21 protein-coding genes are annotated in these 21,485 nt (G+C 66.0%); 17 read left to right on the forward strand and 4 right to left on the reverse strand.

Annotation, left to right across the window (positions count from 1 at the left end; translation table 11 throughout):
- Nucleotides 1-114: 114 nt before the first annotated feature.
- On the forward strand, nt 115-1,509 hold the full coding sequence (gene sthA / locus EV691_RS11395; protein WP_039805439.1) for a Si-specific NAD(P)(+) transhydrogenase: 1,395 nt from the start codon (nt 115-117) through the stop codon (nt 1,507-1,509).
- A gap of 42 nt (nt 1,510-1,551) precedes the next feature.
- On the opposite strand, the gene EV691_RS11400 is transcribed toward sthA, so the two are convergent.
- Nucleotides 1,552-2,274 (reverse strand): glycerophosphodiester phosphodiesterase, encoded by a 723-nt coding sequence (locus EV691_RS11400; RefSeq protein ID WP_131297010.1) that lies wholly within the window; start codon nt 2,272-2,274, stop codon nt 1,552-1,554.
- A gap of 309 nt (nt 2,275-2,583) precedes the next feature.
- Between EV691_RS11400 and EV691_RS11405 the strand changes: the two genes are divergently transcribed.
- Genes EV691_RS11405 through EV691_RS11415 form a run of 3 tightly spaced genes read left to right on the forward strand, consistent with a single transcriptional unit; the run spans nt 2,584 to nt 5,772 of the window.
- Complete coding sequence (locus tag EV691_RS11405) at nt 2,584-3,834, forward strand: lipoprotein-releasing ABC transporter permease subunit (RefSeq protein ID WP_131297013.1); 1,251 nt, start codon at nt 2,584-2,586, stop codon at nt 3,832-3,834.
- Nucleotides 3,835-3,841: 7 nt separating this feature from the next.
- Nucleotides 3,842-4,525, forward strand: coding sequence for a lipoprotein-releasing ABC transporter ATP-binding protein LolD (gene lolD / locus EV691_RS11410; RefSeq protein ID WP_377802233.1), 684 nt, complete (start codon nt 3,842-3,844; stop codon nt 4,523-4,525).
- Between the two features lie 2 nt (nt 4,526-4,527).
- The gene (locus tag EV691_RS11415; RefSeq protein WP_131297020.1) at nt 4,528-5,772 is read left to right on the forward strand and encodes a lipoprotein-releasing ABC transporter permease subunit; all 1,245 of its coding nucleotides are present in this window, start codon (nt 4,528-4,530) and stop codon (nt 5,770-5,772) included.
- 23 nt (nt 5,773-5,795) lie between these two features.
- On the opposite strand, the gene EV691_RS11420 is transcribed toward EV691_RS11415, so the two are convergent.
- On the reverse strand, nt 5,796-6,323 hold the full coding sequence (locus EV691_RS11420; protein ID WP_131297023.1) for a DUF2062 domain-containing protein: 528 nt from the start codon (nt 6,321-6,323) through the stop codon (nt 5,796-5,798).
- Between the two features lie 140 nt (nt 6,324-6,463).
- Between EV691_RS11420 and EV691_RS11425 the strand changes: the two genes are divergently transcribed.
- From EV691_RS11425 to murB, 8 genes are all read left to right on the forward strand, one after another.
- Entirely contained in the window at nt 6,464-8,674 is a 2,211-nt protein-coding gene (locus EV691_RS11425) for a DNA internalization-related competence protein ComEC/Rec2 (protein WP_131297191.1), read from the forward strand.
- A gap of 72 nt (nt 8,675-8,746) precedes the next feature.
- The gene (locus EV691_RS11430; protein WP_089167532.1) at nt 8,747-9,379 is read left to right on the forward strand and encodes a MotA/TolQ/ExbB proton channel family protein; all 633 of its coding nucleotides are present in this window, start codon (nt 8,747-8,749) and stop codon (nt 9,377-9,379) included.
- Nucleotides 9,376-9,804, forward strand: coding sequence for an ExbD/TolR family protein (locus EV691_RS11435; RefSeq protein ID WP_089167533.1), 429 nt, complete (start codon nt 9,376-9,378; stop codon nt 9,802-9,804). The genes EV691_RS11430 and EV691_RS11435 overlap by 4 nt, the downstream gene beginning before the upstream one ends.
- Complete coding sequence (lpxK, locus tag EV691_RS11440) at nt 9,804-10,805, forward strand: tetraacyldisaccharide 4'-kinase (RefSeq protein ID WP_131297026.1); 1,002 nt, start codon at nt 9,804-9,806, stop codon at nt 10,803-10,805. Before EV691_RS11435 ends, lpxK begins: the two co-directional genes overlap by 1 nt.
- Before the next feature lie 60 nt (nt 10,806-10,865).
- On the forward strand, nt 10,866-11,051 hold the full coding sequence (locus tag EV691_RS11445; protein WP_089167535.1) for a Trm112 family protein: 186 nt from the start codon (nt 10,866-10,868) through the stop codon (nt 11,049-11,051).
- Complete coding sequence (gene kdsB / locus EV691_RS11450; protein WP_131297029.1) at nt 11,048-11,812, forward strand: 3-deoxy-manno-octulosonate cytidylyltransferase; 765 nt, start codon at nt 11,048-11,050, stop codon at nt 11,810-11,812. Before EV691_RS11445 ends, kdsB begins: the two co-directional genes overlap by 4 nt.
- Complete coding sequence (locus EV691_RS11455) at nt 11,812-12,276, forward strand: low molecular weight protein-tyrosine-phosphatase (protein ID WP_039805415.1); 465 nt, start codon at nt 11,812-11,814, stop codon at nt 12,274-12,276. The genes kdsB and EV691_RS11455 overlap by 1 nt, the downstream gene beginning before the upstream one ends.
- Nucleotides 12,273-13,292: a UDP-N-acetylmuramate dehydrogenase gene (gene murB, locus EV691_RS11460; protein WP_131297034.1), complete on the forward strand. Its 1,020-nt coding sequence runs from the start codon at nt 12,273-12,275 to the stop codon at nt 13,290-13,292. The genes EV691_RS11455 and murB overlap by 4 nt, the downstream gene beginning before the upstream one ends.
- A gap of 102 nt (nt 13,293-13,394) precedes the next feature.
- Here the strand turns inward: murB and rne are convergent, their stop codons facing one another.
- Nucleotides 13,395-16,859 carry a ribonuclease E gene (gene rne, locus EV691_RS11465; RefSeq protein WP_131297039.1) on the reverse strand — a complete coding sequence of 1,155 codons (3,465 nt, stop codon included), beginning with the start codon at nt 16,857-16,859 and terminating at the stop codon, nt 13,395-13,397.
- 566 nt (nt 16,860-17,425) lie between these two features.
- Here rne and rluC point away from each other — a divergent pair.
- Genes rluC through EV691_RS11485 form a run of 3 tightly spaced genes read left to right on the forward strand, consistent with a single transcriptional unit; the run spans nt 17,426 to nt 20,032 of the window.
- The gene (gene rluC, locus EV691_RS11475) at nt 17,426-18,379 is read left to right on the forward strand and encodes a 23S rRNA pseudouridine(955/2504/2580) synthase RluC (RefSeq protein WP_131255076.1); all 954 of its coding nucleotides are present in this window, start codon (nt 17,426-17,428) and stop codon (nt 18,377-18,379) included.
- Nucleotides 18,372-19,055, forward strand: a complete 684-nt coding sequence (locus tag EV691_RS11480) for an HAD-IA family hydrolase (RefSeq protein WP_207390120.1) — start codon at nt 18,372-18,374, stop codon at nt 19,053-19,055. The genes rluC and EV691_RS11480 overlap by 8 nt, the downstream gene beginning before the upstream one ends.
- A 2-nt stretch (nt 19,056-19,057) precedes the next feature.
- Nucleotides 19,058-20,032, forward strand: a complete 975-nt coding sequence (locus tag EV691_RS11485; protein WP_131297041.1) for a S49 family peptidase — start codon at nt 19,058-19,060, stop codon at nt 20,030-20,032.
- A 43-nt stretch (nt 20,033-20,075) separates the two neighbouring features.
- On the opposite strand, the gene EV691_RS11490 is transcribed toward EV691_RS11485, so the two are convergent.
- Nucleotides 20,076-20,654 (reverse strand): Maf family protein, encoded by a 579-nt coding sequence (locus EV691_RS11490; protein ID WP_131297044.1) that lies wholly within the window; start codon nt 20,652-20,654, stop codon nt 20,076-20,078.
- 105 nt (nt 20,655-20,759) lie between these two features.
- Between EV691_RS11490 and EV691_RS11495 the strand changes: the two genes are divergently transcribed.
- On the forward strand, nt 20,760-21,287 hold the full coding sequence (locus EV691_RS11495; RefSeq protein ID WP_131297049.1) for a YceD family protein: 528 nt from the start codon (nt 20,760-20,762) through the stop codon (nt 21,285-21,287).
- Nucleotides 21,288-21,300: 13 nt separating this feature from the next.
- Nucleotides 21,301-21,483: a 50S ribosomal protein L32 gene (gene rpmF / locus EV691_RS11500; RefSeq protein ID WP_041106089.1), complete on the forward strand. Its 183-nt coding sequence runs from the start codon at nt 21,301-21,303 to the stop codon at nt 21,481-21,483.
- Nucleotides 21,484-21,485 lie beyond the last annotated feature (2 nt).

The following is a 21,485-nucleotide window of genomic DNA, read 5'->3' on the forward strand; positions in this document are numbered from 1 at the left end:
GGAGATACCCAAAAGGTCTATAGCGGCAGGACTGGTGTTGAAGTATTCAGTCAGGTTCTGAGCGAATTCGTCAACCGCGCCGGGGGGCGCCCCGCCGCGTTTTCAGGAGTAAGTATGGCTGTATATAACTACGATGTGGTGGTAATCGGCACCGGCCCCGCTGGCGAAGGGGCGGCGATGAATGCCGTGAAGGCCGGGCGCAAGGTGGCGGTGGTGGATGACCGTCCCCAGGTCGGCGGCAACTGCACCCACCTCGGAACCATTCCCTCCAAGGCGCTGCGCCACTCGGTGCGGCAGATCATGCAGTACAACAACAACCCGCTGTTCCGCCAGATCGGCGAGCCGCGCTGGTTCTCCTTCGCCGATGTCCTGAAGAGCGCCGAGCAGGTCATCGCCAAGCAGGTTTCCTCGCGGACCGGCTACTATGCACGCAACCGCATCGATACCTTCTTCGGGACCGCGAGCTTCTGCGACGAGCACACCATCGAGGTCGTCCATCTCAACGGCATGGTCGAGAAGCTGGTGGCCAAGCAGTTCGTCATCGCCACCGGCTCGCGCCCCTACCGTCCGGCCGATGTCGATTTCAGCCATCCGCGCATCTACGACAGCGACACCATCCTCAGCCTCGGGCACACGCCGCGCCGGCTGATCATCTACGGGGCGGGGGTCATCGGCTGCGAGTACGCCTCCATCTTCAGCGGCCTCGGCGTGCTGGTCGACCTCATCGACAACCGCGACCAACTGCTCAGCTTCCTGGATGACGAAATCTCCGACTCGCTCAGCTACCACCTGCGCAACAACAACGTGCTGATCCGCCACAACGAGGAGTACGAGCGCGTCGAAGGTCTGGACAACGGGGTGATTCTGCATCTCAAGTCCGGCAAGAAGATCAAGGCCGATGCCTTCCTGTGGAGCAACGGCCGTACCGGCAACACCGACAAGCTGGGTCTGGAGAACATCGGCCTCAAGGCCAACAGCCGCGGGCAGATCCAGGTCGACGAGCATTACCGCACCGACGTCGGTAACATCTATGCGGCTGGCGACGTGATCGGCTGGCCGAGTCTGGCCAGTGCCGCCTATGATCAGGGCCGCTCGGCCGCGGGCAGCATCACCGAGAACGACAGCTGGCGCTTCGTCGACGACGTGCCGACCGGTATCTACACCATCCCGGAGATCAGTTCGGTCGGCAAGACCGAGCGCGAGCTGACCCAGGCGAAGGTGCCCTACGAGGTCGGCAAGGCCTTCTTCAAGGGCATGGCCCGGGCGCAGATCGCCGTCGAGAAGGCCGGCATGCTGAAGATTCTCTTCCACCGCGAGACCCTGGAAATCCTCGGCGTGCACTGCTTCGGCTATCAGGCCTCGGAGATCGTCCACATCGGCCAGGCGATCATGAACCAGAAGGGCGAGGCGAATACCCTCAAGTACTTCATCAACACCACCTTCAACTACCCGACCATGGCCGAAGCCTATCGGGTGGCGGCGTACGACGGCCTCAACCGGCTTTTTTGAGAGGCTCCGACCGGTGGCCTGAGCCGGTCGGAGGAGGCGACCTCAACCTTTCCCAAGGGTGGCAATGGCCAAACCGGGAAAGTCTGTGATCAGGCTGTCCACCCCGAAATCGGCGAGCCGGCGCATCAGCGCCGGTTCGTTCACCGTCCATACCGATACCTGCAACCCCGTCTGCCGGGCCTTTTTCAAGCGTTCCGGGGTGCACAGCGTCCAGTTCAGGGCGAGCAGCTCGCAGCCGTGGTTGCTGGCGACCTTCACCGGATCGAGCCAGGCGTATTCGGCGACCAGGCCGCGCGACAGACGAGGCGTCAGTCGCCGCAGGGCGCGCAGGACTTCCCGCGAGCTCGAGGTCACGGTGACCCGATCGAGCAGTTCGTAGCGCTCCACCAGATCTTGGATGGCCGTCACGGTGCGTGCCGCGCGGACCCGCGAGGCGCTCTTCACTTCCAGTTGCCAGTGCTCGAAGTTGCACTTCTCGAAGAGTTCGGCGAGACGCGGAATGGGGCAGGGCTGTACCCAGCCCGGGCCGCCCAGGCGGGCGTCGATGCTCGCCAGTTCGGCGGCATCCTGTTCGCTGACCTTGCCGCGGCGCCCGGTGGTGCGCTTCAGGGTCGGATCATGGATGACCATCAGCTCGCCGTCGCGAGACAGGTGCAGATCGAGTTCGCAGCGGCGCACGCCATGTTCGAGGCAGCGCTGGAAGCTGACCAGGGTGTTTTCCGGGGCTTCGCCCTTGGCGCCGCGATGGCCGTAGATGAGGGTCACGATTGTTCCTTCCGGAGCGATTCCGCTCTGCGTGGTTGGGGGGGCGAAAGCTTGTCGGGAGCACGCCCGCAGTTCGCTGCGCGATGCTCAGCCGTGGGGCGGAAAGGGCGCCTGCCGGCTCTGGTTCCTGGGGGCGGTCGGGCAATTTCCGGTGCCATCCGTCACTACGATACGGTAGTATGCGCGGCGATTTCCTGTCGACATGGCGACTCCCATGGCCAACTGCCGCTCCTGAGTGTAACAGCTGGGATCGGCCCTCAGCCCCGCCAGGGGGCGCCTCTCTTTCGCTGGCGATAACGACTCTCCGCTATGTTCAGACCGCTGTCCGTCTTCATCGGCATGCGTTACACGGGTGCCAAGCGTCGCAACCATTTCGTCTCCTTCATTTCGCTGACCTCGATGATCGGACTGGCGCTCGGCGTGCTGGTGATGATCCTGGTGCTGTCGGTGATGAACGGTTTCGATCACGAGATGCGCACCCGGGTGCTCGGCATGGTTCCCCATGCGACCATCGAAAGTCCGGTGCCGATCGATGACTGGCGCAGTCTGGCGGCGCGGGCGCAGGCCCATCCCCAGGTCGTCGCGGTGGCGCCCTTCAGCCAGATGCAGGGGCTCCTGACCCACAACGGGCAGGTGCAGAAGGTGCTGATCAACGCCATTGATCCGGCGCTTGAGCCGCGGGTGTCGATCATCGGCGACTTTTTTCGCCAGGGTAGCCTGGCGGCGCTGCGGCCGGGCGAGTTCGGCATCCTCATCGGCGACAAGGCGGCCGCCAAGCTGGGCGTCGGCCTCGGCGACCGGCTCACCTTCGTCGCCCCCGAGGTGACAGTCACCCCGGCCGGCATGTTCCCGCGGATGAAGCGCTTCACCGTGCAGGGGATCTTCCATGTCGGCGCCGGCGAGCTGGATGGCTACGTGGCAATGGCCCATCTCGACGACCTCGGCCGGCTGCAGCGCTGGAGGCCCGGCCAGGTCCAGGGGCTGCGGCTCAAGCTCGCCGACCTGTTCCAGGCCCCACGCACCGCTTGGGCGATTGCCGCGAATCTGGACGGCGAGGACTTCTACGCCCGCGACTGGACGCGCAGCCACGGCAACCTGTATCAGGCGATCCGCATGGAAAAGACCATGATCGGCCTGCTGCTGCTGCTGATCGTCGCGGTAGCGGCGTTCAACATCATTTCCACACTGGTCATGGTGGTCACCGACAAGAAGGGCGACATTGCTATCCTGCGCACGCTCGGTGCCACGCCGGGGCAGATCATGGCCACCTTCATGGTCCAGGGCACGGTGATCGGCGTGATCGGCACTCTGATCGGCGGCGTTCTGGGGATTCTCGCCGCACTCAATATCGGCAGCTGGATCGCCGCCCTCGAAAAGTTGCTGGGCCACAAGTTCCTCAGCGCGGACGTCTATTTCATCGATTACCTGCCTTCGCAGCTGATGGGCGAGGATGTGGTGCTGGTCTGCGGCGCGGCCCTGCTGCTGAGTTTCCTCGCCACCCTATATCCGGCCTGGCGCGCCGCGCGCACCCAGCCTGCGGAGGCCTTGCGTTATGAGTGACCCTGCCATGAAAGATCGAGCCGTTCTCAGTTGCCGCAATTTGGGCAAGCGCTACGAGGAGGGCCCGCAGTCGGTGGTGGTGCTTTCCGGCCTGGAGCTGGAGTTGCATCCGGGCGAGCGGGTGGCCATCGTCGGTAGCTCGGGCTCCGGCAAGAGCACTCTGCTCAATCTGCTCGGTGGCCTGGACACGCCCAGCGAGGGCAGTGTTTGGCTGGCCGGCGAGGAGCTTTCGGCGCTCAACGAGAAGGCACGGGGCCTGCTGCGCAATCGCGCGCTGGGCTTCGTCTACCAGTTCCATCATCTGCTGCCGGAATTCACCGCCCTGGAGAACGTTTGCATGCCCCTGCTGATCGCCCGTGTGGCGATTCCCGAGGCGCGCCAGCGGGCCGCCGCGCTGCTCGAGCGGGTTGGCCTGGGGCACCGCCTCAAGCACAAGCCGGCGGAGCTTTCCGGCGGCGAGCGCCAGCGCGTGGCGATCGCCCGCGCCCTGGCCAACCAGCCGGGCCTGGTGCTGCTCGACGAGCCGACCGGCAACCTCGACCAGCACACCGCCCAGAGCATTCAGGAGCTGATGCTGGAGCTCAGCACCTCCCTGCGCACGGCCTTCCTGGTGGTGACCCATGATCCCCAGCTGGCCCGGCAGATGGACCGGGTTCTGCGTCTCGAAGACGGTCGACTGGTCGCGGAGTGAGCATGTTTCGTCCCCTGGCGGTTTTCATCGGTGCCCGCTATACCCGGGCCAAGCGGCGCAACCACTACATCTCCTTCATTTCGTTGACCTCGATGATCGGCCTTGCCCTCGGCGTTCTGGCGATGATCGTGGTGCTGTCGGTGATGAACGGCTTCCAGAAGGAGATGAGCGCGCGGGTCCTCGGTATGGTGCCGCATGCCGCGATTGCCGGTGTGCAGCCACTGGACGACTGGCGCAGCCTGGCCAGGATGGCTCTGGACCATCCGCAGGTGCAGTCTGCGGCGCCGCTCACCGAGCTGGAAGGCATGCTGTCCTACAAGGGCGCGATGCAGCCGATCCAGGTTCAGGGCATCGATCCGCACGAGGAGCCGAAGGTCTCCATCGTCGCCGGACACATGGAGCAGGGTCGTCTGGCGGATCTGCTACCCGGCGAGTTCGGCGTGGTCATCGGCGAGATCACCGCGCGGCGCTTCGGTCTGCAGGTCGGTGACAAGCTGACCCTGATCGTTCCCGAGCTGAGCGATACCACGGGTGGCATCACCCCGCGCATGCAGCGTCTCACCGTGGTCGGGCTGTTCAAGGTCGGCGCCGAGCTGGACGGCTCGCTGGGGCTGATCCATGTCGCCGATGCGGCGCAGCTGATGCGCTGGCAACCCGGCCAGGTGCAGAGCGTGCGCCTGGCGCTGAAGGATCTGTATCAGGCGCCGCAGGTGGCGGCGGGGATCGTCGGCGAACTCGGCGCAGCCTATCGCGCCGTCGACTGGACGCAGACCCAGGGCAGCCTGTTCAGCGCCATGCAGATGGAAAAGACCATGATCGGCCTGTTGCTGCTGCTGATCGTCGCGGTGGCGGCGTTCAACATCGTCGCCACGCTGATCATGGTGGTCGCCGACAAGGGCGCGGATATCGCCATCCTGCGCACCCTGGGCGCCACGCCGGGACAGATCATGGCGATCTTCATGGTTCAGGGCTCGGTGATCGGCGCGCTGGGCACCCTGGCCGGGGGCGTGCTGGGGGTGGTCGCGGCCTTGAACGTCAGCGAGCTGATCGCCTGGCTGGAGTCGGTCAGCGGCCGGCAGATTCTCAGTTCGGACATCTATTTCGTCAGCTATCTGCCGTCCGATCTGCAGATGCTGGATGTGGCGCTGGTCTGTACGGCGGCCTTCATCCTGAGCTTTCTCGCCACCCTCTATCCGTCCTGGCGTGCCGCCCGCATCCAGCCTGCCGAGGCACTGCGCTACGAGTGAAGGGCCGGCGCCGCACGGCCGTTTCAGCGTTGCGGATTGTGCCGTCTTTCCTGGCGTTTCCGCCAATTATGGCGGACCCACCAGCGCCAGAACAGCATGGTCGCGAAGTAGCCGGTGATGCCAAACACGATCCCGGTAATGAGCGAGCCGACCAGAATCGGCTCCCACAGGGTGGCTATCCGTTCGCTGATCCAGGCCATGCTCAGCTCGCTGGGCAGGGCCAGCGGCGGGGTGTCCAGGACCCAGCTGCCGACCTTGTAGGTGCAGTAGAACACCGGTGGCATGGTGATGGGGTTGGTCAGCCAGACCAGGCCGATGGAGATCGGCAGGTTGGCCCGCAGCGGGATGGCCAGGCCGGCGGCGAGGAGCATCTGCATCGGGATCGGGATGAAGGCGCTGAACAGTCCGACGAGCATGGCTCGTGATACCGAGTGGCGGTTCAGGTGCCAGAGGTTGGCGTCATGGATCAAGGTGCCCAAAAAGCGCAGGGACTTGTGTTCCCTGATGCTATCCGGATGCGGCATGTAGCGCTTAAAGATGCGACGGGGCATGGCGACACTCGGCAGTTCGAAGCGCCAGTATTATGCACAGATTGATGACGGCCTGCTGCTGGTATTGTGACAGCCAATTCCGCCGATCATCCCGATGAAATGCACGAACTGCGGAGTCGTTTCGAATGTTGCGCACAGGGATGTTGGCGCTCGCGGCAGGCCTGCTCGTCCTGCGTTTTCTCCCGGCCCTGCCGCCCTGGTGGCTGTGGTCGCTGCTGCTGCTGGGCGGGTGCGGCTGCCTGGCGTTGCGTCGCTATCGGCCGGCGCTGTTTCTGCTCGGCCTGGGCTGGGCCTGCCTGTCGGCGCACTGGGCGCTGGAGGGGCGTCTGCCCGCCGAACTCGACGGCCGCACCCTGTGGCTGGAAGGGCAGGTGGTCGGCCTGCCGGAGCGGGTCGACGGCACGTTGCGCTTCCAGTTGGAGGGTGCACTGTCCCGGCGTGCCGAATTGCCCCGGCGCCTGCGCCTGGCCTGGCATGCCGGGCCGGAGGTCCGCGCCGGCGAGCGCTGGCGCCTGGCGGTTGCCCTCAAGCGCCCGCGCGGCCTGGTCAATCCGCAGGGCTTGGATGCCGAGGCCTGGCTGCTGGCCCGGCGCATCGGTGCCACTGGCACGGTGAAGGCCGGGGAGCGTCTTGGATCACCAGGCACGGCCGACGGCTGGCGCGACGGCCTGCGCCAGCGCCTGCAGCAGGTCGATGCCCATGGCCGTGAAGGCGCCATTGCCGCACTGGTGATGGGCGATGCCTCGGGGCTGAGCGCGGCGGACTGGCACCTTCTGCAGGACACCGGCACCGTGCATCTGATGGTGATCTCCGGTCAGCATGTCGCCCTGCTCGCCGGCCTGGTCTACGGACTGGTCGCCCTGCTGGCGCGTCACGGCCTGTGGCCGCGGCGCCTGTCCTGGTTGCCCTGGGCGTGCGCGCTGGCCCTGGTCGCGGCCTTGGGTTACGGCTGGCTGGCCGGTTTCGGGGTGCCGGTGCAGCGGGCCTGCGTCATGATCGCCGTGGTACTGCTCTGGCGCCTGCGCTTTCGCCACCTGGGGTTCTGGCTGCCCCTGCTGCTGGCGCTGGTCGGGGTGCTGCTGCTCGAGCCGCTGGCCAGCCTGCAGCCGGGGTTCTGGCTGTCGTTCGGCGCGGTGGCGATTCTCGCCCTGGCCTTTGGCGGTCGGCTGGGCGCCTGGTCGTGGCGACAGACCCTGTGGCGGGCCCAGTGGGCCAGCGCGCTGGGGCTGTTGCCGCTGCTGCTGGTCCTGGGGTTGCCGATCAGTCTCAGCGGCCCGCTGGCCAATCTGATCGCGGTGCCATGGGTCAGCCTTGCGGTGGTGCCGCTGGCGCTGCTCGGAACCCTGTTGCTACCCCTGCCGGTGCTGGGCGAGGGCCTGCTCTGGTTGGCCGGCGCCTTGCTGGCGGCGCTGTTCTGGCTGCTCGGCGAGATCGCCGGCGCCGTGCCGGCCTGGCTGCCCCATGATGTGCCGTTCTGGGCCTGGCTGCTGGCGACGCTCGGGACCGTGCTGATCCTGTTGCCGGCCGGGGTGCCGCTGCGCGCCCTAGGGCTGGCGCTGCTGCTGCCCCTGGCATTTCCACCCGGGGTGCGGATTCCACCCGGCCGGGCCGATGTCTGGGTGCTGGATGTCGGTCAGGGGCTCGCCGTGCTCCTGCGCACCCGCGGGCATGCCCTGCTCTATGACGCGGGGCCGCGCTTCGGCGGTTTCGACCTGGGCGAGCGGGTAGTCCTGCCTTCGCTGCGCAGTCTTGGCGTGACCCGCCTGGACGGTCTGCTGCTCAGCCATGCAGACGGCGACCATGCCGGGGGTGCCCTGGCCGTGCAGCGCGGCCTGCCGCTGGGCGAGGTCATCGCCGGCGAGGCACGGGCGCTGCCGGCGGCGCTCGCCGCCCAGCCTTGCGCCGGCCGGGACTGGCAATGGGATGGCGTGCGTTTCTCCACCTGGCGCTGGGGCGCTGCGCAGGACGGCAATCAGGCGTCTTGCGTGCTGCTGGTGGAGGCCGGCGGCGAGCGTCTGCTGCTGACCGGCGATATCGATGCCGCGGCCGAGCGGGCACTGCTCGACAGCCATCCGGAGTGGCGCGCCGACTGGCTGCTGGCGCCGCACCATGGCAGTCGCAGCTCGTCCTCGCGAGCGCTGCTCGAGGCCCTGGCGCCGCGCGCGGTGCTGATCTCCCGCAGCTGGAACAACGCCTTCGGCCACCCGCATCCGGAGGCCATCGCACGCTATCGAAACCTGCCGGCGGCGATCTACGATACCGCCCGTCAGGGCGCCCTGCAGTTCCGCTTGGGGGACTGGGGCAGGGCGCAGGGGCTGCGCGAAGAGCCCCGCTTCTGGCGGGAAAAATGAGAACGGCGGCCGTCGGCGAGCGGGTACGCCTGTGCTAGAGTTGCGGCACTTTTTTCAAGAGGATTTGCCACCGTGTGGGAGCTTGTCAAAGCGGGCGGCTGGATGATGCTGCCGATCGTTCTCTGTTCCGTCGTTGCCCTCGCCATCATTGCCGAGCGCCTTTGGACCTTGCGGCCGAGCCGGGTGACCCCGCCGCACCTGCTCGGGCAGGTCTGGCGCTGGATCCAGGACAAGCAGCTGAACAGCGACAAGCTCAAGGAGCTGCGTGCGGAGTCGCCGCTGGGACAGATTCTCGCGGCGGGCCTGGCCAATTCCAAGCATGGCCGGGAGGTCATGAAGGAATGCATCGAGGAGGCGGCGGCGCGCGTCATTCATGAGCTGGAGCGCTACCTCAACGCTCTTGGCACCATCGCCGGCATCGCGCCGCTGCTGGGTCTGCTCGGCACCGTACTGGGCATGATCGAGATCTTCAGCAGTTTCATGGGTTCCGGCATGGCCAATGCCTCGCAGCTCGCCGGCGGTATCTCCACGGCGCTGATCACCACCGCTGCTGGTCTGTTCGTGGCGATTCCCGCGCTGTTCTTCCATCGCTACCTGCAGCGGCGCATCGACGAGCTGGTGGTCGGCATGGAGCAGGAGGCGATCAAGCTGGTGGAGGTGCTGCAGGGGGATCGCGAAGTCGATCTCAACGGGGGCAAGGCGTGAAGTTCCGGCGCAAACCGCGGGAGAATGTCGAGATCAATCTGGCCTCGCTGATCGATGTCGTGTTCATCCTGCTGCTGTTCTTCGTGGTCACCACGACCTTCACCCGCGAGACCCAGCTCAAGGTCGACCTGCCCGAGGCAGTCAACGGCACGCCGCCCGAGACGGTCGAGCCGAAGCAGCTGGAGGTGCTGATCGATGCCGGCGGCAGCTACTCGCTGAACGGCCAGGCGCTGATCAGCAGCGACCTGGACAGCCTGATGCGGGCCCTGCAGAAGGAGTCGGGCGGCGACAACAGCCTGCCGCTAGTCATCAGTGCCGACGGCAAGACTCCCCATCAGGCAGTTATCACCGCCATGGATGCCGCCGGCAAGCTCGGCTTCGCCCGCCTGCGCATCACTACGGTCGAGGCCCAGGCAGCGCCCTGATGGCCGGCGCCGACCGTCTGCTCGAGGCCTGGTACCGCGGCCATCCCGCTCTGGTCCTGTTGCGCCCGCTGGAGGCGTTGTTCCGTTGCGTGGTGCGGCGTCGCCGCGAGCGCTTTCTGCGCGGCGAGGGTGATATCTACCGGGCGCCGGTGCCGGTCGTGGTGGTCGGCAACATCACCGTCGGCGGCACCGGCAAGACTCCGCTGATTCTCTGGCTGATCGAGGCCTGCCGACGCCGCGGCCTGCGGGTCGGGGTGGTCAGTCGCGGCTATGGCGCCAAACCGCCGCACCTGCCCTGGCGGGTCACCGCCGATCAGTCGGCCGAGCAGGCCGGTGATGAGCCATTGCTGATCGTCCAGCGCACGGGGGTGCCGCTGGCGATCGATCCGGAGCGCCCGCGGGCCGTGCGGGCGCTGCTCGAGGAGCAGCCTCTCGACCTCATCCTCTGCGACGACGGCCTGCAGCACTACCGGCTGGCCCGCGATTTGGAGCTGGTCCTGATCGATGCCGCCCGCGGCCTCGGCAATGGCCACTGCCTGCCGGCAGGGCCCCTGCGCGAGCCAGCCGAGCGGCTGGTCAGCGTGGATGCGGTGCTCCACAACGGTGCCGGCGAGGATCCGCCGGGCGGCTACGCCTTCCGTCTCCAGCCCAGCGCCCTGGTGCATCTGGGCACGGGCGAGCGCCGGCCGCTGGGCCACTTCCTGCCCGGAACGGTCGTGCATGCCCTGGCCGGCATCGGCAATCCCCGGCGTTTCTTCGCCACGCTCGAGGCGCTACACTGGCGTCCGATTCCGCACGCCTTCGCCGACCACGCCCGCTACCGCGCCGAACAGCTCCGTTTCTCTCCGGCGCTGCCGGTGGTGATGACGGAAAAGGATGCGGTGAAATGCCGGGCTTTCGCCCCGGCCGACTGCTGGTATCTGGCCGTCGATGCCGTGCCTTCGCCGGCCTTCGTCGACTGGTTCGACGCGGCCCTCGACCGTCTGCTGGCATCGCGCTGAGCGTTCGGCTCCTGCCGGACGCGCGCCACCGGCTTTCCATTGCCCTCCCAGGATTTCACCATGGACCCGAAACTACTCGACATTCTCGCCTGCCCGATCTGCAAGGGGCCGCTGAAGCTGGCCGACGACAAGTCCGAGCTGATCTGCAAGGCCGATGCCTTGGCCTTCCCGGTGCGCGACGGCATCCCGGTGATGCTGGAAAGCGAGGCTCGTACCCTCAACGTTGACGAGCGTCTGGATAAATGAGCAGCGCCTTTACCGTGGTGATTCCTGCCCGCTACGCCTCCAGCCGTCTTCCGGGCAAGCCACTGCAGGACATCGCCGGCAAGCCGATGATCCGGCAGGTCTGGGAGCAGGCCCGGTGCAGCGGGGCAGAGCGGGTGGTGGTGGCCACCGACGATGCGCGCATCGAGGCAGCCTGCCAGGCCTTCGGCGCCGAGGTGCTGCTGACCCGCGTCGAGCACAACTCCGGGACCGACCGGCTGGCCGAGGTGGCCGACCGGCTCGGGCTGGCCGACGAGGCCATCGTGGTCAACGTGCAGGGCGACGAGCCGCTGATTCCACCGGCGATCATCGATCAGGTGGCGGAAAACCTGGCGGCCCATCCAGAGGCAGCCATCGCCACCCTGGCCGAGCCGATCGACAGCGCCGAGGCCCTGTTCAATCCAAACGTGGTGAAGGTCGCCAGCGACGTCCACGGCCTGGCCCTGACCTTCAGCCGCGCGCCGCTGCCCTGGGCACGGGACGCCTTCGCCGCCAGCCGCCAACAGCTGCCGGCCGGCGTGCCCTACCGCCGGCACATCGGCATCTATGCCTATCGTGCGGGCTTTCTCCGCGATTTCGTCGCCTGGGGCCCATGCTGGCTGGAAAACGTCGAAAGCTTGGAGCAGCTGCGTGCGCTCTGGCATGGCGTGCGCATCCATGTGGCCGACGCCCTGGAGGTGCCGCCGGCCGGCGTGGACACCCCGGAAGACCTGGAGCGCGTGCGGCGCCTGCTGGGGGCCTGATGCGCATCCTGTTCGTCTGTCTCGGCAACATCTGCCGCTCGCCCACCGCCGAGGGAGTGTTCCGCCAGCGGGTGCGCGCGGCCGGGCTGGAAGAGCGCATTCGCATCGACTCGGCCGGCACCGGCGACTGGCATGTGGGCAAGGCGCCGGATGTCCGTACCCGCCAGGCGGCCCGCCTGCGTGGCTACGATCTGGATGCCCTGCGCGCCCGCCAGGTCTGTCGGGAGGACTTCTCCCGCTTCGACCTGATCCTCGCTATGGACTGCGCTAACCTGCAGGACCTGCAGGCCATGCGCCCGGGAAATTCCCAGGCCGAGCTGGACCTTTACCTGCGCCGCTACGCACTGGAGGAGGATGAGGTACCGGATCCCTATTACGGTGGCGAAGAGGGCTTCGAGCGGGTGCTCGATCTGCTCGAGCGCGCCAGTGACGAACTGCTCGCCGAGATCCGGAGGCGCCTGTGAGCCTGCAGCTACAGGAAAACCTTTCCCTCAAGCCATTCAACACCTTCGCTCTCGAGGCGCGGGCCCGGCTGTTCGCCGAGGCCCATGATGAAGCCGAGGTGCGTGAGGCGCTGGCATTGGCCGCCGCGCGAGGCCTGCCGCTGCTGGTGCTGGGCGGCGGCAGCAACCTGCTGCTGACCCGCGATGTCGAGGCGCTGGTGCTGCGCATGGCCGGCCGTGGCGTGCGAGTGCTGGCCGATGATGGCGAGCGGGTGCTGATCGAGGCGGAGGCGGGCGAGCCCTGGCATCCCTTCGTGCTGCATACGCTGGAACTGGGCCTGGCGGGCCTGGAAAACCTCAGTCTGATCCCCGGTACCGTGGGCGCCGCGCCGATGCAGAATATCGGCGCCTACGGCGTGGAGATCAAGGATGTGTTTGCCAGTCTGGTCGCCCTCGACCGGCAGAGCGGTGAGCGGTGCGAGTTCAGTCGCGAGGAGTGTGCCTTCGGCTACCGCGACAGCCTGTTCAAGCGTCAGGCCGGGCGCTGGCTGATCCTGCGTGTACGTTTCGCGTTGCAGCGCACGCCGCAGTTGCATCTGGACTACGGTCCGGTGCGCCAGTGGCTGGCAGAGCAGGGCGTGGTATCGCCGACGCCTCTGGACGTCAGCCGGGCGATCTGCTCCATCCGCCGGGAAAGGCTGCCCGACCCCGCCGTGTTGGGCAATGCCGGCAGCTTCTTCAAGAATCCGCTGGTCTCCGCCGAACAGGCCGAGCGCCTGCGCGTTGAATATCCGGATCTGATTGCCTATCCGCAGGGCAATGGCACGGTGAAGCTGGCAGCCGGCTGGCTGCTCGAGCGGGCCGGCTGGAAAGGGTATCGCGACGGCGATGCCGGCGTACATCGCTTGCAGGCGCTGGTGCTGGTCAATCATGGGCGGGCCACGGGCAAGCAGGTGCTGGCACTGGCCCGGCGTATTCGTGAAGACATCGAAAGGCGTTTTGGCGTCTCTCTGGAAGTCGAGCCCAGCGTGATCTGAGCGCGGGCTCGGGACAGCACTGGCAGAAATGCAAAAGGGGATGCAGTTGCATCCCCTTTTGCATGCGGGGCTGGCAAGGAGGCCGGCCCCGGGTTTCCAGCTTCAGCCGGCCGTCTGGTCCTGCTTGTCGGCCAGTTTCGCCTCGGCGGTTTCATCCTTGCTCTTGGCTTCCTGGCGTTGCGGCTCGGCAGCCTCTGCGCTTTCCTCCTGGGGTGCGCTCTTCACTTCGCTGGAGATGTCTTCCGGTTGCTCGGCGACCGGGTGGAGATCGAGCGTCTGCTGCTCTTTCCGGGCCTCGGACAATTCGTCCGCCGCCGGGGTCGGCTGCTCGGGCGATGGCTCGATCGGCTCCTCTGCCGCGGCGAAGGTCTGGATCTCCGGCTGGATCAGCTCGAACGGAGCCTCGACCGGCTCCGGGGCTGCGCTGGGCACTTCAGGCTCGGGATGAATCGGCTCGCTCGGCGCCTCGAGCGACTCTGCACTCACAAAGGGTGTCTCGCCTACAGCCTGAGGCTGCTCGAGCGGGAGTTCGACCTTTTCCTGCTCGGCGCTGATGGCAACGGGTTCAGCCTCGGGTTGCTCCTCGGCTACTGGCGTCTCCTCGGCAGCGACGGCGGCGGTTTCCGCAGCCTTCGCAGCCTCGGCGGCCTGCCTGGCCTGCGCTGCGGCCTCCTCGAGCTTGCGGCGCCGGACCTCGCGCGGATCGTTGGCGGCGCGGGCGGTGCTGCGTGGCGCTTCGGCTGGCGCCGCAGCGACCGGTGCGGGCTCCTCGGCTGGCGGCGGGGACACTTGCGCTGCCTCGCTCACGCTGGCGGCCGGCTCCTCGACGCTGGCAGGTTGCGGCTGCTCGAGTCGGGTGGCGAGATCCGCTGTCTCTGCGATGCCGGGCTCGATGACCGGGGTGGCCGTGACGGCCTCGACGGGGGCCTGGATTTCCTCGGCCGCGGCCTGCTTGGCGAGCGGGGCACTGCTGGCGGACTCTTCCATTGCGGTCTCGTCCGCCTGAGGCTGCGCGGCGATCATGGCAGCGGCCGTGGCAACTGTCGCGGCAGTTGCAGCTTCGCCTTCTTCGCCGCCCTCGATCTCGTTGCCCTGGCTGTCGCGCTGGCGTTCGCGACGATTGCTGCGGCGCCGCTGGCCGCGGGAGCGCCGGCGGGGGCGCTCCTCGCCGCTGGCCTCAAGCTCCTCCTCCTGAGTTTCCTCGTGGGGCAGGGCTTCTTCCTCGGGCACCTTCAGCTCGCTCGCCGGGCGCTCTTCCTGCGGCCGACGCTCTTCCCGCACCAGGGGCTGCTCCTCGCGCGGCAGGCGCTCGCGGCGACTTTCCCGCGGTTCGCGCTGCTCTCGCGGTTCATGGGCTTCCACAGCTTCGGCGGGCTGGCGCTCTTCGCGCAGGCTTTCCTGGGCATCGAGCGGCTCGCGCAGTTCGCGGCGGCGCTCTTCGCGCGGCGGGCGTTCGCGGCGGCTTTCCCGCGGTTCGCGGGGCTCTCGCGGCTCACGGGCTTCCACGGTTTCGGCGGACTGGCGCTCTTCGCGGGGAGCGCGTTCTTCGCGAGGCAGGCGCTCGCGGCGGGGCTCCCGCTGTTCCCGTGGCTCGCGTGCCTCCACGACTTCGATGGGCTGGCGCTCTTCGCGCGCGGGACGCTCCTCGCGGGGCGGGCGCGGCGCGCGTTCTTCGCGGGGTTCGCGAGCCTGACGCTCTTCGCGCGGCTTGCGCTCCTCGTCGCGAGCGTGGCGGCCCTCGCGGCGACGGTTCTGCTGGCGGCTGCTGCGGCGCTCCTCGCTGCTGCGCGACAGGCGTTCCTCGACCAGCCGCTCGGCGGCAACGGGCTTGGCGGTTTCCTTGCCTGCGAACAGGCTGACCAGCGATTTCACCAGACCCTTGAACAGGTTGAGTTCGAGAGCGGGGTGCGGGGCCGCTGCCGGTGCCGCTGCCGGTGCCGCCGGCGGTTCGGCCGGGACCGGTACCAAGGCGTTGCGCTGCGGCGCGGTCTTGACCGCGGCTTCCTGACGTACCAGGGTGCGGGTGGAGCTGACCAGTTGGACTTCCTCCACTTCCGCCGGGGTCATTTCGTAGCTCGACTGGGCACTCTGCACTTCCGGACTGTCGTCACGCAGACGCTGCACTTCGAAGTGCGGCGTTTCCAGATGATCGCTCGGCAGGATGACGATGCGCACGCGGGTACGCAGCTCGATCTTGGTGATGGAGTTGCGCTTCTCGTTGAGCAGGAAGGCGGCGACCGGAATCGGCACCTGGGCGCGCACCTCGGCGGTGCGGTCCTTCAGGGCCTCTTCCTCGATCAGGCGCAGGATCGCCAGGGACAGCGACTCGACGTCGCGGATGATGCCCTGGCCGTTGCAGCGCGGGCAGACGATGCCGCTGGTCTCGCCAAGGGACGGGCGCAGGCGCTGACGGGACATTTCCAGCAGGCCGAAGCGCGAGATGCGGCCGAGCTGCACGCGCGCGCGGTCGGCTTCCAGAGCTTCGCGCATCTTGTCTTCGACGGCACGCTGGTTCTTCGCCGGCGTCATGTCGATGAAGTCGATGACGATCAGACCGCCGATGTCGCGCAGACGCAGCTGGCGGGCGATCTCCTCGGCCGCCTCCAGGTTGGTCTGCAGTGCGGTTTCCTCGATGTCGCCGCCCTTGGTGGCGCGCGCCGAGTTGATGTCGATGGACACCAGGGCCTCGGTCGGGTCGATGACGATGGAGCCGCCGGACGGCAGCTTCACTTCGCGCTGGAAGGCGGTTTCGATCTGGCTCTCGATCTGGAAGCGGTTGAACAGCGGCACGCTGTCTTCGTAGAGCTTGATCTTGCTCTGGTACTGCGGCATCACCTGGCGGATGAAGCTCAGGGCCTCTTCCTGGGCTTCCACGCTGTCGATCAGCACTTCACCGATGTCCTGGCGCAGATAGTCGCGGATCGCCCGGATGATGACATTGGATTCCTGGTAGATCAGGAAGGGGGGCGAGCGGTCCAGCGAAGCTTCCTTGATCGCGGTCCACAACTGGACCAGGTAGTCGAGGTCCCACTGCAGCTCTTCGCTGGAGCGACCGAGGCCGGCGGTGCGCACGATCAGTCCCATGTCGGTGGGGACGTCGAGGCCGTTCAGGGCTTCGCGCAATTCGTTGCGCTCTTCGCCCTCGATGCGCCGGGAGATGCCGCCGGCTCGCGGATTGTTCGGCATCAGCACCAGGTAGCGACCAGCGAGGCTGATGAAGGTGGTCAGGGCAGCACCCTTGTTGCCGCGCTCCTCCTTCTCGACCTGAACGATGATTTCCTGGCCTTCGGAGAGCACTTCCTTGATGTTGATGCGGCCTTCGGGAGCCCTCTTGAAGTACTCGCGGGAAATTTCCTTGAGGGGAAGAAATCCATGGCGCTCGGCGCCAAAGTCGACAAAAGCCGCCTCAAGGCTCGGCTCAACCCGAGTGATGCGGCCTTTGTAAATGTTGGCTTTCTTCTGCTCGCGGGCACCCGATTCGATGTCCAGGTCGTAGAGACGTTGGCCATCGACCAGGGCAACACGCAACTCCTCGGGCTGAGTTGCGTTAATCAGCATTCTTTTCATGTAGTACCGTTCGGTTTCCGGGCTGCCGGAAACGGCGTTCGGCACACACGACTCTCGCGGTCGGTGACAGGGGCGTTCAGGAAAGGTTGTCGTCCGTTCCCGTGTCAAGCAACATTTGGCTGGTGGCCAGAGTCGCGACTACGTCTCCTGCTTACTGTTGTGGCAGAAAGCAATCAATCAGGAGGAGGAATCAAGCATCGGCAGCGGACGTCATGTGCGTCTGGATGAAAGCTTGCAGCTACGCAATCCGATGGTTGTGCATCTCCACCCTGCACGTATCCTTTGAAAATCGGGTGCCGTCCGCAGAATCTGCAGCGAGTTGGCGATTATTGCGACCTCCTGTGGATGGAGGTCGTCATCATGTAGCTAAGGCATTTGTTTCCGAGGCTTCGCGATGTTCGGGTGAAGTCCCGTCGGACGGCCTTACGTCCTCGATGGGTAGCATGCGGATGGGTAACTGTTTGATTTTGCGCCCATCTGCTGGCTTGGCCGTAAAAGGCGGCACCTGTGACTATAGCAGCTATTAATAAGTGCTTCAATTCTCTAAAAATTGATATGATATCGCAATGATAAATCCTTCCCATGCGAATTCTGGCGTCCAGCTGCTTGAGATCGGGCCGGAAGCGGCCGGTCAGCGAATCGACAATTTTCTCCGTACCCAGCTCAAAGGGGTTCCCAAAACCTTGATCTATCGCATCCTGCGCAAGGGCGAAGTGCGAGTGAACAAGGGGCGGATCAAGCCCGAGTACAAGCTGCAGGCTGGCGATCTGGTGCGCGTACCGCCGCTGCGTCTGGCCGAGCGTGACGAACCGGCCCCGTTGGCGCAGGGGCTGCTCGAGCGGCTCGAGGCAGCCATCGTTCATGAAGACAAGGCATTGATACTGCTGAACAAGCCGGCCGGGATCGCCGTGCATGGCGGTAGCGGCCTCAGTCACGGTGTGATCGAGGCGTTGCGCCAGTTGCGCCCGGAGGCCAAGGATCTGGAGCTGGTCCACCGGCTCGACCGGGACACCTCGGGTCTGTTGATGATTGCCAAGAAGCGCAGCATGTTGCGCCATCTGCACGAGGCGTTGCGTGGCGACGGAGTGGACAAGCGTTATCTGGCGCTGGTACGCGGATTCTGGCCCGCCGCCCGGAAGCAGGTCAGTGCCCCGCTGCAGAAGAATACCCTGCGCTCCGGCGAGCGGATGGTGGAGGTGGACGAGGAGGGACGGGAGGCGCTGACCCTCTTTCGCGTGCTGCGGCGTTTCGGCGACTTCGCCACGCTGGTGGAGGCCAAGCCGGTCACCGGTCGAACCCATCAGATCCGGGTACATGCCCGGCATGCCGGGCACCCGATCGCGGGTGATGCCAAATATGGGGACGAGGAGTTCACCCGCGAGATCAGGGCGCTCGGTGGCAAGCGTCTGTTTCTGCATGCGTACTCGCTGGTGGTGCCATTGCCGGAAGGGGGCGAGCTGCGCCTGGAGGCGCCGGTGGATGAGATGTGGGCGCAGACTCTGGAGCGTTTGAGTGACTGATTATCGGCTGTTGATCTTCGATTGGGATGGCACGCTGGTTGATTCCATCGGACGCATCGTCGAGTCCATGCGTGTCGCGGCGGCGGCTTGTGATCTCGAGCCGCTCGGCGATGCGACAATAAAAGGCATCATCGGGCTGGGCTTGCCCGAGGCAATCCGTACGCTCTATCCGGATCAGCACGATGCCGGGCTGCAGGAGCGGTTCCGTCATCTCTACAGCGAGCATTACCTGGCTCTGGAGAGCGAGCCGTCGCCGCTGTACGCTGGAGTGGCCGAGGCGCTGGAAGCATTCCGGGGGGCGGGTTACCGCCTGGCGGTGGCTACCGGCAAGACGCGTCAGGGGCTCGACCGGGTTCTGGCGGGGCATGGTTGGCAGGAGTATTTCGATGTCAGCCGCTGCGCGGACGAAACCGCCAGCAAGCCGGATCCGCGCATGCTGCACGAGATCCTCGCGCACTGTCGGGTATCGCCCGAACAGGCGCTGATGGTGGGGGATTCCTCGTTCGATCTGCAGATGGCGCGACATGCCGGGATGGATGCGGTGGCGGTGAGCTATGGGGCGCAGTCCCCTGAAACGCTGCGTTTGCACGGGCCGCATTTGGTTATCGACGAATTTGGCGAATTGTGTACGTGGCTGGGTGTTCGGTCGGCGCGGAATGTCGTTGTTGAGGGGTAAGCATGGCAGATGAATGGAAGGCGCCGCCGGAGGGTGGCGACGAGAAGAGCTGGAAGCTGCTGGAAAAGACCTTGCTGGCCACTGTGGAGGAGCGGCGACGGGCGCGTCGCTGGGGCATCTTCTTCAAGTTGCTGGGGTTTACCTATCTGCTGGTGCTCCTGGCAATGTTTTCTCCGGCGCTGAGCCTCAAGGAGGCGGCGCGTACCGGTGATCATACGGCGCTGGTCGAAGTGCGCGGCATGATCGCCGACGACGAGTCGGCCAGTGCCGACAACATCGTCGGCAGTTTGCGGGCGGCCTTCAAGGACAAGCACACCAAGGGTGTGGTGCTGCGCATCAACAGTCCGGGCGGCAGTCCTGTGCAGTCCGGCTACATCTACGATGAGATTCGCCGGCTGCGCGCCGCGCATCCCGACACCAGGCTCTATGCGGTCATTACCGATCTTGGGGCTTCGGGTGCCTACTATATCGCCAGTGCCGCCGATGCCATCTATGCGGACAAGGCCAGTCTGGTCGGCTCGATCGGGGTGACGGCGGCGAGCTTTGGTTTCGTCGAGGCAATGGGGCGGCTTGGCGTCGAGCGCAGGGTCTATACGGCTGGCGAGCACAAGGCTTTCCTCGATCCGTTCCAGCCGCAGAAGGAGGGCGAGGTGCGTTTCTGGCGGGAGGTGCTTGAGGTCACTCATCGGCAGTTCATCGACAGCGTCAAGCAGGGGCGCGGCGAGCGGCTGAGAGACAAGGATCATCCCGAGTTGTTCTCCGGCCTGGTCTGGTCCGGCGAGCAGGCCTTGCAGTTGGGGTTGGTCGATGCGCTGGGCAGCGCCAGTCACGTGGCTCGCGAGGTGGTGGGTGCGGAAAATCTGGTCGACTTCACGGTGCGGGAAACCCCCTTCGATCGTTTCGCCAAGAAGCTGGGAAGCGGCGTGGCGGAGCGTCTGGGCATGTGGATGGGCTTGCAGGCTCCGGTGTTGCGCTGAGGTGCCATGGTCCGGCCTGGCGCCGGACCTTTTGCGAGGGGGCTCAGGGAATCTGCACGCCTTCGGCCAGCAGCATGTCGACCAGGCGAATCAGTGGCAGGCCGATCAGGCTGGTGGCGTCTTCGCCTTCGGTGGAGCGGAACAGGCTCACGCCAAGCCCTTCGGATTTGAAGCTGCCGGCGCAGTCGAAGGGTTGCTCGGCTTCCAGGTAGCGCTCGATTCGGGCGGTGTCCAGGAGGCGGAAGTGTACCGTGAAGGGAATGCAGTCGATCTGCAATGCTCCACTGGATGTGTTGAGCAGGGCCAGTCCGGTCAGAAAGGTCACGCTATTGCCGCTGGCGCTTTGCAGTTGGAGGCGCGCGCGCGGAAGGTCGTGAGGCTTGCCGAGGATTTGCCCGTTCAGCACGGCGACCTGGTCCGAGCCGATGATCAAGTGGTGCGGGTGCTCTTTGGCGAGGGCGCCGGTCTTCTCGGCAGCCAGGCGTCTGACCAGGCTGTCGGCGCCCTCTCCGGGATGGGGCGTTTCGTCGATAGATGGTGCAGCCCAGGTGAAGGGCAGTCGCAGGCGGCTCAGCAGTTCACGACGATAGGGGGAGCTTGAAGCGAGCACGAGCGGCAGCATGGCGTTCTCCTGGAGGGTGGCGCGATTCTAGCGGCGCTGCCGGTCGGCGGACAGGGCGGAATTCCCTTTGACAGCGCATCGGCCCATCCCTAGAATGCCGCCCCTATGTTGAATGGGCCGATTCCACCTCACGTTGATCCGCGCAAGCTGGCTGATCGCAGCGCAACCCTCGAGGGTGAGCTGCCGCTGGCCAGTCTGCCGCGTCTTTGCGATCCACTTGCCGAAGATTCGGGAGTGGTGCATGCAAAACTCCATTTTGGCCGTGACGAGCGCAAGGCTGTGATCATCCACAGCGAGCTCGATGTCGAGGTCAAGATGGTTTGCCAGCGTTGTCTGGAGCCGGTCGCCCTGCCGATCCACAGCGAATGTCGCTATGCGGTGGTCAAGGAAGGGGCGAACACTCAGTCGTTGCCCAAGGACTATGACGTGCTGGAGGTTGGGGAGGATCCCTTGGATCTGCTGGCGCTGGTCGAGGACGAGCTACTGCTTGCCTTGCCCATCGTTCCGCTCCATGACCCTGATGTTTGCCAGCCGCCGGCCGGACTTGAAGAGTCCGAGCCGAGCGAGGACGAGGTATCGCGGTCCAACCCGTTCAGCGTACTGGCGCAGTTAAAGCGCGACCCAAACGTTTAGGAGTTAATCAGTTATGGCTGTTCAGCAGAACAAAAAATCCCGTTCCGCTCGCGATATGCGTCGCTCCCATGATGCGCTTGAGGCGAATGCCCTGTCCGTCGAGAAGAGCACCGGTGAGGTACACCTGCGCCACCACGTCTCCCCGGACGGTTTCTACCGTGGCCGCAAAGTGATCGACAAGGGCGCCGACGAGTAACT

Source organism: Azotobacter chroococcum (assembly GCF_004339665.1).
GTDB lineage: Bacteria > Pseudomonadota > Gammaproteobacteria > Pseudomonadales > Pseudomonadaceae > Azotobacter > Azotobacter chroococcum.